Here is a 15,422-nt window from a genome sequence, read left to right as displayed (position 1 = left end):
TGTTCTCGGGTCGGCATGGTGTGGGAGGACCTGGCGGTTGCCGACGCGCCGCACGAACGCCACCTGGCCCGTGCCTCCGCATCAGGTCGTCCGGACGGTGTCGTCGACGGCTCGCCCGCATGACATCCGTCGGGACACTGCCTGACGACGGCCAGACGAGACGTTTCATCAGAGGGGATTGAGTAACCATGACAGAGACGACCATCACAGTGGGCGTTGACCGGCTGGTCGCCGACGCGGTTTCCGCAGGTCGCACGTGGGCCCGCACTCCGCGCGCCGAGCGGGCCCGGGTTCTAGGCGCGGTCGCCGAGGCACTGGATGCGGCCGCCGACCGGCTGGTCCCGCTGGCGCAGCGGGAAACGCACCTGCCCGAGCCCCGGCTCAGCGGTGAGCTGACCAGGACCACCTTCCAGCTCCGGCTGCTGGCCGCAATCGTCACCGAGGGCGGATACCTCGACGCCCGCGTCGACCATGCCGATCCGAACTGGCCGATGGGCGCCCCCCGGCCGGATCTCCGCCGCACGGCCGTGCCGCTCGGCCCGGTGCTGGTGTTCGCCGCCTCCAACTTCCCCTTCGCGTTCAGCGTCGCCGGCGGCGACACCGCCTCCGCGCTGGCAGCCGGCTGCCCGGTGGTGGTCAAGGCCCACGAGGGCCACCCGCAACTGTCGGTCGCCACGGCGGAGGTGGTCACCGCTGCTCTGGCCGCCGCGGGCGCGCCCGCGGGGCTGTTCGCGCTAGTCTCCGACCCCGGTACAGCGCGGGCGGTGCTCACCCACCCCGACGTGAAGGCCGGCGCGTTCACCGGCTCGATCCCGGGCGGTCGGACGCTCTCTGACATCGCCAGTTCCCGACCAGAGCCGATCCCGTTCTTCGGTGAGCTCAGCAGTGTCAACCCGGTTTTCGTCACCCGCAGCGCCGCCGCCGCCCGCGCCGAGGAGATCGTCACCGGCTTCGTCGGCTCGTTCACGGTGGGTGCCGGCCAGATCTGCACCAAGCCCGGAGTGCTGCTGGTACCAGAGGACTCCGACCTGATGGACCGACTCTCCCGGGCGCCGCTGCCCGAGCCGGCCCGGTTGCTCAACGAGCGGATCGCCGCCGGCCACGGTCGTACCCGCGAGGAGCTGGCCGGGCAACCCGGCGTCACCGTCCTGGCCGCGGGCGGCCCCGACCAAGCCGACTCGCCCGCGCCCGCGCTGCTCACGACGACGGCGGATCACCTGGTCAAGGAGGTCGAGAGTCTGTTCACCGAATGCTTCGGCCCGACCGCCCTGGTGGTGACCTACCGCGACGAGGCCCAGTTGCTCGAGATCGCGGAGGCGATCGACGGCCAGCTCACCGCGACCATCGTGGCGGAGCCGACGGACGAGGTGGTGTCAGCGCTGGCCGAGGCGCTGGCCCGCAAGGCCGGCCGCCTACTGTGGAACCAGTGGCCGACCGGCGTGTCGGTGACCTATGCCCAGCAGCACGGCGGGCCCTACCCTGCCACCACCGCCCCGGCGACGACCTCGGTCGGCACCGCCGCGATCGATCGGTTCACCCGCCCCGTCGCCTGGCAGGGATTCCCCGACCTGCTGCTGCCGGACGAGCTGCGGGAGGTGCCATCGGCGCCGGTGCCACGCCGCGTCGACGGACAGTTGCACGCCTGACCCGAGCCACCAGGAGCCGACCATCAGGATTAGCCGTATGGTTCACCTTGGCGACTCCCACACCGCCGGCACGCCTACCTGAGTGGCTGCAGCCCGTCGCTGACCCGCGCCAGTCGCCCTCACCGCCCTCGCCGCGGAGTGACCGGTACTGGGCCCAGCACCATTACCGTGTGACATGGCGCTGGGGGACGTACCATCGTCCGTGAGGCCGTCGTCAGGAGTCAGCCGGTGAGCAACCTCAGGACCATCCAGCCGCTCGAGAAGTCGAGCCTGCGCGAGCGAGCCTCCCACGCCCTGCGGGCGGCGATCGTGTCCGGCGAGCTGGAGCCTGGCATGGTGTACTCCGCGCCCGCGCTCGGTGCGAAGTTCGGGGTCTCCGCCACGCCGGTACGCGAGGCGATGCTCGACCTTGTCCGCGAGAACCTGGTGGAGACCGTGCCGAACAAGGGCTACCGGGTCACCACCATGGACGAGCGGGACCTCGACGACATCACCGAGTTGCGCCTGCTCGTCGAGCCGCCCCTGGTGGCGCGGGTGAGCCCGTCCATCCCGGCCGGAGACTTCCCGTGGCTGCGCCAGCTGGCGCAGGCGATCGTCGACGGCGCCCTCGCCGGAGACCTCGTCGAGTACACCCACACCGACCGCGAGTTCCACCTCGCCCTACTCGAGTACGCGGGCAACCGCCGGGTCACCTCACTGGTTACCGACCTGCGCGCCCACACTCGACTCTACGGCCTCGCCTCGATGCTCGAACGGGGAGAGCTCGAGGGCGCCGCGCGCGAGCATCACGCAATCCTGGATGCGATCGAGGCCGGCGACGAGGCGGAGGTTCACCAGCTCATGCACGCCCACATCAGCCAAACCCGCGGCCGCTGGGCCCACCCGACAGGAGACGCGCCCTAATCGCTGCTCCTGCCTGGCTCGGCGACAGGAGCGCGCGACCAACCGCTTCGGTTCAGGCGGCGCCAGCCGGCATGTCGGCCTCGTCCGGGTCCATCGATCGAACGACTGGTCTCCGCCATCCGAGCAATCATGAAGATCGCCGCAAGGGAGACCGCGACCACGTATCAAGCTGGCGCGATGGTGCTGCCGGTCTTGTCGATGAGCCAGATGGAGAGGAGAGGGGCAGTGCCGCCGAAGATCGTGAACGCCAGGTTGTAACTGATCGGTGCTCCCGTGTAGCGGGTCCTGGCCGGGAACAAGTTCCACGAACGTCGGGTCGGCGGGTCCGAAGAACAAGCCGAGGCTGAGCGCGAGCATCCCTTGACTGATCAACGCGGTCGCGAGCGTGCCGTGTGAGGCAAGCAGGTATGCCGGGATGGCGAACACCACTTTCATGGAGACCGCCACAGACCCATGGTCAGGATGACACCGGCGAGGACCCGCTTGCGGCTGATGCGATCGCCAAGGCTGCCGAGGAGGAATGCTCCGATCGGGCGCACCAGGAAGCCGACCGCGTACACCGCGAACGTGGAGAGCAGAGCCACTGCTGCTCGGTGTTAGGAAAGAACAGCACCGCGATGACGAGGGCTGCGTAGGCTGGCGCTACCGTGGCGGCGTCGGCGTCGGCTACCGTTTCCTGGCCCCATCGAAGGGGATCTGTCTGGTTACAAACGAAGACCAAGCCGTGGGCGATCGGAGCGGGGCTCGAGCCGGCAGCAACCACGTCGTCCTCAATCCGGCACGGACCGTGAGGTTGTCCGGGGCGGCAGCTACAACTATCTCGATGAGGGGGATGTTCTGGTGAACAACACCGGTGGTGGCGGCGGCCATGGTCATCCGTTCGACCGTGAGCCCGAGCGCGAAGCGCGCGACGTACGCAATGAGTTCGTGAGCGTCGAAGCGGCCTCGGCGGAGTTCGGCGTTGTCGTCGACCCGGACGCGTTCGTTGTCGACGAGGCGGCCACCGTCGCGCTTCGCGAGGTGCGCTCGTGACGGCACGGCCAGACCTCCTGGTGACCAACGCGGCAGTTTTCGACGGCGAGAACGCGGAGCTTGTCGACGGGCCCGTAGCCGTCCGCGACGGGCGGATCGTCGCGGTCGGAGCAGCGGCGGAACTGGGTACCGATGTCGTGGTGGTCGACGCGCGCGGCGGCACGGTGCTGCCGGGTCTCATCGATGCGCTCTGCCATCCGTACGGCATCAGCCTGGACATGGTCGACATCGAGGCGAGCCCACTGAGCTACATCGCGATCGTCGCGGCGGGCCGGCTGCGTAACGCCCTGCACCGTGGCTTTACGACGATCCGCGACGTCGCCGGTGGGGACGCGGGCCTGGCCAGGGCGATCGCCGAGGGCCGGCTCGAGTCGCCCCGCTACCTTTTCACGGGGCCGGCGCTGAGCCAGACCGGCGGTCACGGTGACGCGCGGCCGGCGCACTGGGACACGTGCCCGTGCCATGGACACACGGTCGAGGTCGTCGACGGGGTCGACCCGTTGCGACGGGCCGTGCGTGACCGGTTCCGGCAGGGCGCCCACGCGATCAAGATCATGACCTCCGGGGGCGTCGTGTCGCTGACGGACCCGATCCGGATTCCGCAGTACTCCGAGGACGAGATCCGCGCCGTCACGGTCGAGGCAACCCGGCGGGGCAGCTATGTCGCCGCGCACTCCTACTCGCCCGAGGCGATCATCCACTCGGTGCGGAACGGCGTACGGTCGATCGAGCACGGCAACCTGCTCGATGACGAGTCGGCGGCCGCGATGGCCGAGCACGGGGCGTTCCTCATCCCGACCCTTGCCGCGTACGACGCGATTGACCGGCGCGGTGCGCAGCTCGGTATGGCGGCGGTGTCCCGGGCCAAGAACCGCGAGGTGCTCGATGCCGGTCGCCGCGCGATCGAGATCGCCCGTGCCGCGGGTGTGCCGGTCGGTTTCGGTAGCGACCTGATGGGCGAGCTCGAAGAGGAGCAACTGAACGGGCTGCGCTTGCAGAGCGACGTGCTGGGCATCCTCGACACCCTCCGCTGCGCGACGTCGGTCAACGCACGGCTGCTGGGACTCGACGACATCGGGGTGGTGCGCCCTGGAGCCGTCGCGGACCTCCTCGTAGTCTCGGGGAACCCGTTGGAGCAGCCGGAGATCCTCTGGAACGCCGCACCGCGGGTCGTCATCCAAGGGGGCCGGGTCGTTCGTGACGACAGGATGGGGGCCTAGCAGAGGCATGCCCGACAGCATCATGTTCATCGACGAGCTGACGATGGACACCGCCCTCGGCTGGGTGGAGGCGGTTGACGCGCTCGAGGACGCGTTGGTGTCCGGAGCCGCACCGGGAACACACCGCCGCGCACCTTCGCCGATGTGTCGGGCGGGCAGCTGATCCTCATGCCCGGTGAGGTAGGGGCACAGGTCGGGGTGAAGGTCGTGTCGGTCAGCCCGGACAACGCGACCCACGGCCTGCCGCGCATCCACGGGCTGGTCGTGCGTCTCCACGAGGGCCCCGCTCAGACCGGTGTGCCGATCGTGTGGTCGCGGGCCCGTCTGATGTGGTTGCCGCGGGCAAGCTGATACGTCCAGGCCGGTCGTAGCTGATTCCACCGACCAAAGACAACAGGCGCGCGATATGCCGCCTATGCGGTGGAGCGTCGCCGGCTGGCGCGGCACCCGGCGCAGGTGTGTCCGGAACTGGTCGCCACCGCGCCCCGGCAGGTGTACTCATAGGACATCACCAAGCTCGCGGGTCCGGTGAAGGGCACCTACTTCGACGCGTACGTGATGATCGACATCTACTCCCGCTACATCGTCGGTGTCCACGTGCACGCCCACGAATCCGGTGTGCTGGCAAAGGAATTGATGGAACAGATCTTCGCGGTGCACGGCATCCCGCAGATCGTTCACGCCGACCGGGGAACGTCGATGACCAGCAAGACCGTCGCCGCGCTGCTCGCCGATCTCGAGGTCACCAGGTCGCACTCGCGGCCCCCGGGTGTCCCTTTTAACCGGCTAATCACCGCATTGGTGCTGGTCAGCGACACGCCATGGCTGTGCAGTTGCCGGGGCCGCACGGGTCGCTGGTGCTACATGTGTTGCTCATGGACGCCAGGGCCGCGTTGCGGCTCAAGGAGCGCGGCGAGGGGTGGGTGCTCGTCGGCGGGTCGGCTGCGCGGTTCGGGCTGATCGAGGTGATGGCGATACCAGCCGACCACAGGAGCGCGCGGGATTGTGTGCCGCAATCGAGACGGGGCCGTCATCGAGTCGCCGCAGCAACATGCCCGATCTGTTGCGCCGGGGAAGTAGCGTGGCCCTTGAGCTAATCCCGGACTGGTACCCCATCCTGACCCCGGGGTCGGTTCACTAACCTGAGTAGAGAGCCCCGCCGTTGATCGCACACCGACGGTGGGGCTTTCGATGTCCCTCAATCGTCCAATGCGCGGCCTGTTGTGTGTCGTGCCGGTCGCCCCGTTACCTGGAGCGAGGTATGGACACGCAGTACCGCGCAGCCGCTGCCCCCAGGTCAACCTGATCGTCGCGCCGTTCGGGCGCTCTAGGTTTGGCCGGTTCGGGGACTGATCGAGGTGGCATAGGGTCCGTGAGGTGTACAGCAGCGCTGTTTTGCCGGTGGTCGCGACGCCGTCCGCTCCCGCTCTTGTTCTTCGCCCGTGGCGTGCCGAGGAGATCGAGCAGTTGATCGAGGTCTGCCGTGATCCGGGCTTGCGGCGCTACACCAGTGCTTGCGTGGAGACCGTCGCAGAGGGGGAGCGATGGGTGCAGATCCAGGAGACGGGTTGGGCGGCCGGGGAGCGATTCAGTTTCGCGGTACACAATCAGGGAACGTCGGCCGGTGGGCTGGTCGGCAACGTGGTGCTCAAAGAGTTCACCGAGGACGGTTCAGGTGCCGAGGTCGGGTACTGGACCGCAGCCCGGGCGCGAGGTCAGAGTGTGGCGCCGCGCGCGCTCGAGGTGCTCACCGATTGGGCCTTCGACACGTTCGCGGAGCGCGGGCTCAAGCGGCTTGTCCTGCGTCATCAGGTGGACAACGTGGCCTCGTGCCGCGTCGCGCAGAAGTGTCGTTTCGAGTTCGACCAGATCTTGGCGCCCGCGCCGCCAAGATTCCCGCTCGAAGGACACCTGCACGTACGCCGTACTGATGGTGAACTGCCCCGAGTTGGATAACGAAGAGACCTCCGCTGACCTGCACGGCTGCGAACGTCTCCTTCACCGCTGGCGCGCGCGAGTGCGTTCTCGAAGGTCATCGAAGGCGGTGGCGGGTCCACTCTCGAGGCGCTGACGGATCTGCGTGGCGCACTCCTGCGGAGTGAGCACGCTGGTGTCAACCTCGAGGTCGTAGCGGGCATGCGCGTGGACCGTGCCGATCTGTCGGGCGGCCTGCCCCGGTGGCCGGTTGGACCGTTCGCGCTCGCGGACCTCGACAACGGGAAGGGGGCAGCGGACTCCCACGAACAGGACCCGCACCCCGGCGAGGGCCTCCAGGCAGTCATCGAGACGCCACGGCCCGCCGATGACCTGGTCCGCGATGACGTCGTTGCCCGTTGTGGCCATCGCCGCGAGAACTCGGTGATAGCCGCGAGCGGTCCTCTCGAAGACCTCGCCGCTGCGATGACCCGGGGTCCTGGCGCGGTGAAGGACGTCGATCCCGAGGTTGAACCACGGCCCCGGCAGGATCTCGACCAAGGCGGTGGCGATACTCGTCTTGCCGGAACTAGAGGTCCCGTTCAGCAGGATCACACGACCGGTGCTCAGTGATGGCATGGCGACCATCCTGCCGCGAGTGCTCGCGTCGTCAACCGGAGCTCGATCCCCAGCCTGTACAGCAGGCCGCTGACGTCCTTACTCACGTGATTCAGTGGCAAATGGTGACAGACGTTGGATGCCAATGACATGCAGATTTGAGGTATTGGCACAGGTCACGAGCGATCTTGCGTACTGACGACCAACACCGGGTTGTCTGGTCCCAGAAGGCGGTGGTTTGGGGTTAGGCGAGGCGAGTCAGCCAGCTGTGGGGGTCGGGGGAGCGGCCGTGTTGGAGGTCTAGGAGGGATCTGCGGAGGGTCGCGGTGACTGGGCCTACGCCGTGGTTGACGGAGTGGTCGCCGATGGTCACTTCGCCTTCGGTCCAGGCGAGGCGGCCGATGGGGGTGATGACGGCGGCGGTGCCGGAGGCGAAGGCCTCGGTGATTTCGCCGCTGGCCACGCCGTCGCGCCAGTCGTCGGCGGAGATGCGGCGCTCTTCCACCTTGTGGCCGAGGTCTGCCGCCAGTTCCAGTACTGACGCGCGGGTGACGCCTTCCAGGATCGAACCGGACAGTTCGGGCGTCGCGATCCGGCCGTCGGAGTACACGAAGAAGAGGTTCATGCTGCCGCTCTCCTCGATCCAGCGGCGTTCCACGGCGTCGAGGTAGGCGACCTGGTCGCAACCGTTGGCGACTGCTTCGGCAAGTGCGGCCAGGCTGGCCGCGTAGTTGCCGCCGCATTTGGCCGCGCCCGTGCCACCCGGGGTCGCGCGGATCGACGTACTGGACAGCCAGATGGAGACAGGCTTGGGGCCAGTGTCGAAGTACGCGCCGGCCGGTGAGGCGATCACACCGAACAGCACCTCTTGTGCCGGCCGCACGCTCAGCGCAGCCTCGGTGGCGATCATGTAGGGCCGCAGGTAGAGGCTGGTCTCACCGCTACCCGCCGGCGGCACCCAGACCTCGTCCACAGTCACCAGTGCACGCAGTGCGGCGACGAACGCCTCTTCCGGCACCTCAGGCAGCGCAAGCCGCTTGGCGCTCCGGCTGAACCGGGCAGCGTTGACCTCAGGCCGGAACGCCCACACCGACCCGTCCTCATGCCGGTACGCCTTCAGCCCTTCGAAGATCTCCTGCGCATAGTGCAGTACTGCGGCCGCCGGGCTGACCTTGAGTGGCGCGTACGCCGTCACCTTCTGGTCATGCCAGCCACGCTCACTCGTCCACGAGGCCAGCACCATGTGGTCGGTGAAGGACTGCCCGAAGCCGGGCTTGGCCAATACCGCAGTACGGGCCTCTGCTGAAGCTAGGCCGGCGCTGAGCTCGACCTGGAAGTCCCACGTGTCCATCACTGTCACTGCCTGATTCTCACCTGTCACGCTCGGCACGCTACCTCTCCTGCCAGCCAGAACTCGACCCGCTGCCCAAAGTGCGGCTGTCATACGGCCTGCGCCTCACCAGTTCGCGGTAGTCCCACACGGCAGCCCGCCCAAGATCATCACCCTGTACTGCGGCCAGCACGTGGCCGGCCGCGTCGTAAAGGTGATGGGTGTGCCACTGGTCGGGCAGCTCCACCAGCACTCGCATCGCCACGGCCAACCCGGCTGCGACGTCGCCGTCCATAACTAGACACCGCGCGACCACCAACTCCAGGAGAGCCCGCTCGGTGCTCTCGCACGGCCCCAATGCCTGGTCGAGAGCCACGTAGGCGCCGACGGTGTCGCCGAGACCCGCGCACACTCGGCCCTCGACAGCGCAGGTCTGGTAACTGGCCCACTCGAACGGCGAGCTGCTCAGAGCCGAGCGGCCTGGCAGATCAGCTGCCACCGCCTGGAGATCGCGCATGGCTCGCCGTGCTTCGACTGCCTCGCCCTGCGCAGCCACCACCTGGGCGCGCGCAGCTAGAGCATGTGCAACGCCGTCTGGTTGATCAGCCAGCGTCAATGCATCGTCGGCGAGATCGAGGAGGACAGGCAGCGGGCGCTGCTCTGCCAGCCCACTGATTGCCTCCCAGCTGCGGGCGAGGCCGGCGATCCGGCGCTCGGCCGACCCGTCGGCGGTCGCGCGGGCAGTTCGCCACCAGCGCTCGGCCGCGCGGAGCTTGCCGAGCTCGGCGAGGGTCAAGGCGATCAGCACGGCCAGCTCCGCAGCCGGAACGGCCAGAGCGGCTGAACCAGCCGCGGCACTGGCTCGCAGTAGCTGAAGATCCGCGGTGAGCGCGGGCAGGCGCTCAGCCGGGGGAGTCGTGGCGAACTCGTAGGCATGGCTGGCCGCCACGGCCCGCCACTCGGCCACCTCCCGCCCTGGACCGAAAGACCCGGCCAACTCATGCCGAACCGCCTCCAGCAACTCCACCCCAGCGGGCAACTTCCCTCCGTCCGGCGCCCGGGCGACCTGGACTTCGCCCGGCGCCGCTCCGACTAGCTGTGTCCCAGCGTCTGCCGCCGCGAGTGCCTGCGCTGCAACGTCCGCCCGAGTTGATGGGTGGGTCTGCTCGTAGGCGGTCGACAACGCCGGGCTGGTGCCCAGCTCCCGGTCGCACAGGCTGGCGAGGTGGGCTGAGCCCGGGCGCCGGCCGCGCTCGACCTGGGACAGGTAGCTGTGGTCGTAGCCCACTCGAATGGCAAGCTGCCGCAAGCTCAGGGCAGCTGCCTGCCGGGACCGTCTCAACTGCACGCCGAACGCTGCCTCAGTCACAGGATCCTCCCCTGTTCGAGCTGCTGGTCTGGCCAGCCCACTGGTCACGCCTGTTGGTTGCGGTGCGTAACAAGAATCTACAAGGCCCTACCGACAGAACCGGCTGCGGCACCGCCCGAAGCTCAACCCTGCAAGGGGATAGAGGCTTTGGTGACTGTGGGCTGTTTGGACAGCCCACAGCTCACACCTGGTGACCACACCCCCTCACCAACCAGCCTTGGACCATGAACACCCCGCAGCCAGAGCCAAGGCTCTTCCACCTGGTCCGGCCGTCCGGTGCCGACGACACCCTTGCCGAGGGCGTCGAGTGGTCCGACGGCACGGTGACGCTGCGCTGGCGGGGGCAATGGCCGGCGACGTCGGCCTGGGAGGGCGGCATCGACGCCGTACTGGCGGTCCACGGACACAACGGCACCACCGAGATCCGCTGGCTCCCCACATCCCCACCACCAACCAGCACTGCGCACGCACCAACTGAACCACCGACCGGTACTGCGGAAGCCTCGGCCCCACCGGCGACCGGTACTACCGACGCGTCGCAGGCAGCCGGTGGCGGGCGGTCGACGCGGGAGTGGAAGGATTGGGCGGCAGTCGGTGGGCTACGGCTGGCGGCGCCGGGGGTAGATGGCAGATGCGTCAACTGCGGCCTGGTCTGGCCATGCCTGAGCTGCGGACCGTGACGGCCATGCCCACACGGCGGAGCGACGAGTGCCAGCGGTTCGGCCTCAAGCAAGGGGGGTTGCAACAAGCTGCAATTTAGTTGCTACAGAAGGCTTCGAACGATATAAACTCCGGGGCTCGCCGGTGTTGCTCGCGGGTGCGGCGCCTGGTGGCCGGGATATGTGAGCGGCACGCCCTATCAGGGCGTTGATGAAGGGGATCTCGTTGAAAAGCATGCAACGTCTTGCGCTGACTCTCGCTAGCCTGGCTGCGGCAGCAGTGCTGCCCATGACCGCGGCAGCCGCTACGCCCGCCCCGCTACTGGGCTGTGGGCTGTCGGCCGGCGCCATGGCAGACGGATGGTCCGGCGGGTACGACATCACCACCACCAAGCCGCCACAGGTGCGCGTGCGTGACGGGTTCCCGATGTTCAACAGCACCGCCAACGCCACCTCGTACTACACCGAAGAAGCCGGCGGCAGGTCGTCCTACTCCGGCCTGATCCTGCAAGGCTCGAACATGTACGCCACCCGCGTCACGTACGACGGCGTCGCGCAGCAGCCGACCGTCTCCGCGACCAGGATCGGCACGGGCTGGAGCACCTTCCGCCAGCTCTCGAGGTCCAACTATGTGCAGGGCACCAAGCCGCACTCGTACCTGTACGCCCTGAACACCAACGGCTCGCTGTACCGGTACACCACGGCGTCTGGCATCCGGAGCTGGGGTTCGGCGCCGGGCTTCAGCTCGCTCAAGGCGATGACGCTGATCGCCGAGACCGCGACGTACGACACGCTGCTCGCCACCACCACCGGCGGTGCCCTGTACACCATCCGGATCCCCGCCACCGCCTCGATCAAGCCGATCGTCAAGAAGGTCCGCAGTACCGGCTACTCGGCCTTCGAGTCGTTAGTCGTTCAGCGCTGCGGTACGTCCGGAAGCGTCCTGGCCGCGTTCGACGACGATGCCAACCGAGTGAGCATTTACGCCCTCACGCGCGCCACAGGTGAATCGACCGTCATCAAGAGTATCGGCACAGGCGACGCCGGCTGGCGCCCTCCGCAGTACTTCCTCTTGACTGGCGCTCGCGGACCCCAACTCGTCGGCGAGTAGCCACTACTGCTGTTCTTGCCTCGCTCGGCTCTGCTGGGGCGGGGCAATCCTTTTGCCGCCGTCCAAAGCTCTGCTGAAGGCGTGCGGAAACAAGACGGGATCGTGCCTGGAGATCGCCACCGGCCAGGGCTCCGCGGCATGCAAACCGAGACACCGCCACGAACAGTTCCTGGCCTTCCTCAGGCAGGTCGCCCGTGCCCACCCCGAGCGCGAACTGCACCTGGTGATGGACAACTACGCCGCCGACAAACACCCCAAGATCAAGGCCTGGCTGGCTGGCAATCCCCGCGTCAGCGTGCACTTCACACCCACCCACGCATCCTGGATGAACCTGGTCGAGGTCTGGTTCTCGTGGTGCGGCCCGCCGCGTGCGGCGAGGTCCCAAGATCGTCGGTCGCGACTCTGACGACTCTTTCAACGACGCGTACGACAGCGTCGTGTCGGGAGCGATAGACAGCGGTTACGCGCCCCGGTCGGTAGGCGGCCGGGGCGCGTTTGGGTCAGCTGATCGTGAGGATCTTGTTTGTCGCGAACGCCTGGGCGTGATCGGCGTCGCCGGGGAACCAGACACGGTAGGCGATCTGGCCGCGGATGGCCGGCTTGATGCCGAAGGCGTAGGCCCCTGAGGCGCTCTGCTTGACCGAGGCGATCGACTTCCAGGTCTTGTTCGCGTACTGCTGCAGGTAGACAGGCTTGCCGTAGTGCGCCGGAGCGAGGTACCCGGAGAACTTCGTCGCCTGCCCGAGCCGGATCGTCGCTGGCGACAGCGTCGCCGAGATCGTCGGCGCGACCTGCACGGTGATGTCCGGCGTCCGGGTCCCCATCATGTCGTCGTTGCCGGGGAAGGTCATCATGATCACTGACGACACCGTCGGCTTGTAGGTGTAGCTGACGGTTCCGGTCTTCGTGGTCTTCACGGTAGCGAGCAGCTTGAACGTCGACGAGTTCTTCGGCCGCACGTACATGTTGATCGGCACGCCGTAGTACGCCTTGTTGTCGATCCCGAGCAGGCTCCCACGCAAGGTGATCGACCCGCCGTAGTTGATCAGCGTCGAGGTCGTGCTGATCCCCGTCTTCATCCCCAGCAGTCGTTTGAGGTTGGGCAAGCTGTACTGGCCGGGGTGATCCAGGGCAAACGCGGCGTACGTGTAGGTGACGCCCTGCGCCAGACCCGTGTCCTTCACCGCGGTCCCGGTGCCCGAGTAGACGAGCGTGCCGGTGGTCGGCGTCGGTACGGTGTTGCCGGCGTTCCGCCGCACGATGACCTTATCCAGGTCGGTCATGGGGTGAATCGTCCATGAGAGGTTCGCGGCCAGGTACGCACCAGTTGCATCGAACGGCGCCACCTGCGGCGGCACGGTGTCTGCCGTGAAGAAGGTGCTGGTGAACGGTGCCAGCGGCGTACCGTCAGCCTCCTGGACACCCGTGACGCGAATCCGGTACGGCGTGTTGTCGGTCAGCGCCTCGGGGTCATCCGGGTATGCGGCGGCTGGTGGTGGGGTCGCAGTGATCACGGCCCGCCTGGTCGCTGCGTCGTAGGCGACCGTCGCAGCCACCGTGGTGCCCGTCTTTCCGCTCAGCAGCCGCACCGTGGACGCGGTCACGGTGTTCGCGACCACATCACGTGCGAATGTCACTGACGGATCCATTGTCCGGGTCGTCTCCGACATATCCCGCGGAAGCACGTCCCGCACGGGATACGCGGTCCCTGTCGGGGCGGAGCCGGCGCCTTCTTCGGTGATGGAGAGCGTGTAGGCCTTGCTGTTGTCCCACGACCCGTTGTCGTTGCGCACGGCAAAGAACGTGCTGCCGGCCGGCGCGCTGACGTTGACGGTTACGGACAGCTTGACCGGCTGGCCGCATCCCGTTGCCGGGAACGCGTTCACCGCATGCGCCAGAGATCGGAGTTCGCCGTCGTACACGTCGAGTCGCGGTGCGAAGTTCGCCGAGTTGGCGCAGTCGAACTCTGGCCCGGTCAGCGTCACCTTCAGGTTGCGTGCCACGCTCGACTTCAGCTCGCTCCAGTTGACGTCGCCCTCGATTCCGACGACCGAGCTGGACGTGGCGGGAACCGAGACGATCTCAGCCGCGTCCCCGGGCTGGTCTGTGCCCCCCACCGGGTTGATCCGGAAGTCTCCGGTCCTCTTGCCACCGAGATCGGCGTATGCATCCAGGACACCGGCCCCGTAGTACGGGTCGATGCCACGCGGACCTGCGTCGCGGGACAGCAACTTCAGCCGGGTCTGCACCTGGGCCGGCGTGAACGCCGGCCATTTGTTCTTCACCAGCGCCGCGACAGCGGCGACGATCGGCGCGGAGCAGGAGGTACCGGTGCAGTACCAGTACGGCTCATAGCCGGACGGGGTCATCGACCGTACGCCGGTGCTGAGGATGTCCCAGCCGGGTGCGGCGATGTCGACCCAGTCGCCGTGCGAGCTGAAGTAGGTCATCACGCCATAGGCGTTGGTCGCCCCAACGGCGATGACCTCCGGGTACGCCGCCGGGTACTGCACGACGTCGTTGCCCTCGTTGCCGGCCGCGGCAACTACGACGACTCCCGCGGCGACCGCGCGCTGTATCGCGTCGCGCAGGACTGCGTTGTCGCCCGGACCGCTCAGGGACATATTGATCACCTTGGTGCCGTGGGCGACCGCCCAGTCGACGCCCTCGGCGATGTCCGCGTCGTACCCCTCGCCCTTCGCGTCCAAGACCTTGACCGGCATCGCCTTGACGTTCCAGCCGACACCGGCCACGCCGATGCCGTTGTTCGCACCGGCGGCGATGATGCCGAGCGTCATGGTGCCGTGGCCGTTGTCGTCGACCGGGTTCGGCCGGGTGCTCGACACCGCGTTGTAGCCGGGCACGAGATGGCCGGCGAGGTCGGGGTGGCCGGCGTCGACGCCGGTGTCGAGCACCGCGACGATCTGGCTGCCGGTCGACTTGGACAGGTCCCAGGCCTGCGGGACCCGGACCGTGTTCAGGGACAGCGCCTGGTCGGTGCCGTAGTACTCGTCGTTCGGGACGGCTGCGATGCGGCGCTTATAGTTCAGCGCGGCGAGCTCGACCGTCGGGTCTGCCTTGACCTTCTTCAGCAGTTCCGGGGCCGGGAGGTCGCCCTCGAGCTTGACGATGTCCGACGACACCGAGTCCTCGGTGGTCGCGCGGAACTTCGAGACCGCGGCCTCGCGGGCCGAGGCAGTGGCCTTCTTCTTGAACTTCACTATCACCGCGTTCGGCTCGAACTCGGCCTTCGCGGAGTTGTGGTGAGCGGTGAACGGCGGCCGGTAGGGACCGGGCTCGGCAGCCGAACCGGACGAGCCGGTCACAACAACCAAACCACCTGCAACCAGGGCCGCGGGCACGGCCAGATGCAGCAAACGGACGGAGCGGGACAACGCAGACCCCCAAGGCCTAGACAGGGCGGGAACGAACCGCAAGAGCGGCCCCTGCACCCATCGCTACCGCCACCGCCGACGTTACGGCTCCGCAAAAAACCTTACATAACGATCTGCACGCCACCAACCAGCGAACCCTGTGAATTCACACGGCACCTTGGGTTCGGTGGTCCCTGCTTCGCAGCCGTCTGCGCCGATGCAGCCATGGGCGCCTTTCAAGGGCTG

General features: G+C 67.8%; 15 protein-coding genes and 1 pseudogene. 11 read left to right on the top strand and 5 right to left on the bottom strand.

Translation table 11 applies throughout. From position 1 onward, the window contains the following. Positions 1-188 precede the first annotated feature (188 nt). A complete protein-coding gene (locus A3ES_RS0129510) occupies positions 189-1,646 on the top strand; it encodes an aldehyde dehydrogenase (NADP(+)) (RefSeq protein ID WP_020390452.1) in 1,458 nt (485 codons plus the stop codon). A 228-nt stretch (positions 1,647-1,874) separates the two neighbouring features. Beyond that, positions 1,875-2,549: a GntR family transcriptional regulator gene (locus A3ES_RS0129505; RefSeq protein ID WP_020390451.1), complete on the top strand. Its 675-nt coding sequence runs from the start codon at positions 1,875-1,877 to the stop codon at positions 2,547-2,549. A gap of 431 nt (positions 2,550-2,980) precedes the next feature. Here A3ES_RS0129505 and A3ES_RS0129495 read toward each other — a convergent pair whose 3' ends face one another. Then, positions 2,981-3,133 (bottom strand): hypothetical protein, encoded by a 153-nt coding sequence (locus A3ES_RS0129495; RefSeq protein ID WP_020390449.1) that lies wholly within the window; start codon positions 3,131-3,133, stop codon positions 2,981-2,983. A gap of 256 nt (positions 3,134-3,389) precedes the next feature. Here A3ES_RS0129495 and A3ES_RS0129490 point away from each other — a divergent pair, with 256 nt between their 5' ends. From A3ES_RS0129490 to A3ES_RS0129465, 6 genes and pseudogenes are all read left to right on the top strand, one after another. Further along, complete coding sequence (locus A3ES_RS0129490; protein ID WP_020390448.1) at positions 3,390-3,581, top strand: hypothetical protein; 192 nt, start codon at positions 3,390-3,392, stop codon at positions 3,579-3,581. Continuing rightward, positions 3,578-4,801, top strand: coding sequence for a metal-dependent hydrolase family protein (locus A3ES_RS0129485; RefSeq protein WP_020390447.1), 1,224 nt, complete (start codon positions 3,578-3,580; stop codon positions 4,799-4,801). Before A3ES_RS0129490 ends, A3ES_RS0129485 begins: the two co-directional genes overlap by 4 nt. 7 nt (positions 4,802-4,808) lie before the next feature. After that, entirely contained in the window at positions 4,809-4,964 is a 156-nt protein-coding gene (locus tag A3ES_RS54395) for a hypothetical protein (RefSeq protein WP_020390446.1), read from the top strand. Between the two features lie 5 nt (positions 4,965-4,969). Beyond that, positions 4,970-5,152: a hypothetical protein gene (locus A3ES_RS0129475; RefSeq protein ID WP_237745088.1), complete on the top strand. Its 183-nt coding sequence runs from the start codon at positions 4,970-4,972 to the stop codon at positions 5,150-5,152. A 72-nt stretch (positions 5,153-5,224) separates the two neighbouring features. Further along, positions 5,225-5,566, top strand: a pseudogene (locus A3ES_RS48835) (DDE-type integrase/transposase/recombinase); the annotation flags it as partial. Positions 5,567-6,178: 612 nt separating this feature from the next. Continuing rightward, on the top strand, positions 6,179-6,757 hold the full coding sequence (locus A3ES_RS0129465; protein ID WP_020390443.1) for a GNAT family N-acetyltransferase: 579 nt from the start codon (positions 6,179-6,181) through the stop codon (positions 6,755-6,757). A 42-nt stretch (positions 6,758-6,799) separates the two neighbouring features. Here the strand turns inward: A3ES_RS0129465 and A3ES_RS0129460 are convergent, their stop codons facing one another. The 3 genes from A3ES_RS0129460 to A3ES_RS0129450 all read right to left on the bottom strand — a co-directional run bounded on the left by A3ES_RS0129460 (position 6,800) and on the right by A3ES_RS0129450 (position 10,032). Continuing rightward, positions 6,800-7,354: a chloramphenicol phosphotransferase CPT family protein gene (locus tag A3ES_RS0129460; RefSeq protein WP_020390442.1), complete on the bottom strand. Its 555-nt coding sequence runs from the start codon at positions 7,352-7,354 to the stop codon at positions 6,800-6,802. 223 nt (positions 7,355-7,577) lie between these two features. After that, on the bottom strand, positions 7,578-8,684 hold the full coding sequence (locus tag A3ES_RS0129455; protein WP_040455860.1) for a branched-chain amino acid aminotransferase: 1,107 nt from the start codon (positions 8,682-8,684) through the stop codon (positions 7,578-7,580). A gap of 40 nt (positions 8,685-8,724) precedes the next feature. Next, positions 8,725-10,032, bottom strand: coding sequence for a helix-turn-helix domain-containing protein (locus A3ES_RS0129450; RefSeq protein WP_020390440.1), 1,308 nt, complete (start codon positions 10,030-10,032; stop codon positions 8,725-8,727). 224 nt (positions 10,033-10,256) lie between these two features. Between A3ES_RS0129450 and A3ES_RS55625 the strand changes: the two genes are divergently transcribed. From A3ES_RS55625 to A3ES_RS48825, 3 genes are all read left to right on the top strand, one after another. Further along, on the top strand, positions 10,257-10,712 hold the full coding sequence (locus tag A3ES_RS55625) for a hypothetical protein (RefSeq protein ID WP_020390439.1): 456 nt from the start codon (positions 10,257-10,259) through the stop codon (positions 10,710-10,712). Between the two features lie 268 nt (positions 10,713-10,980). Then, on the top strand, positions 10,981-11,802 hold the full coding sequence (locus A3ES_RS0129440; protein ID WP_157630806.1) for a hypothetical protein: 822 nt from the start codon (positions 10,981-10,983) through the stop codon (positions 11,800-11,802). Between the two features lie 52 nt (positions 11,803-11,854). Next, complete coding sequence (locus tag A3ES_RS48825; RefSeq protein ID WP_020390437.1) at positions 11,855-12,208, top strand: transposase; 354 nt, start codon at positions 11,855-11,857, stop codon at positions 12,206-12,208. Positions 12,209-12,302: 94 nt separating this feature from the next. On the opposite strand, the gene A3ES_RS51670 is transcribed toward A3ES_RS48825, so the two are convergent. Continuing rightward, positions 12,303-15,128 carry a S8 family serine peptidase gene (locus A3ES_RS51670; protein WP_020390436.1) on the bottom strand — a complete coding sequence of 942 codons (2,826 nt, stop codon included), beginning with the start codon at positions 15,126-15,128 and terminating at the stop codon, positions 12,303-12,305. Between the last annotated feature and the right edge of the window lie 294 nt (positions 15,129-15,422).

The sequence above is a fragment of the Kribbella catacumbae DSM 19601 genome (assembly GCF_000372465.1).
In the GTDB taxonomy this organism is placed as follows: Bacteria; Actinomycetota; Actinomycetes; order Propionibacteriales; family Kribbellaceae; genus Kribbella; species Kribbella catacumbae.
Note: the sequence above shows the minus strand (reverse complement) of the source record. Positions and strands in the feature narration are given on the sequence as shown.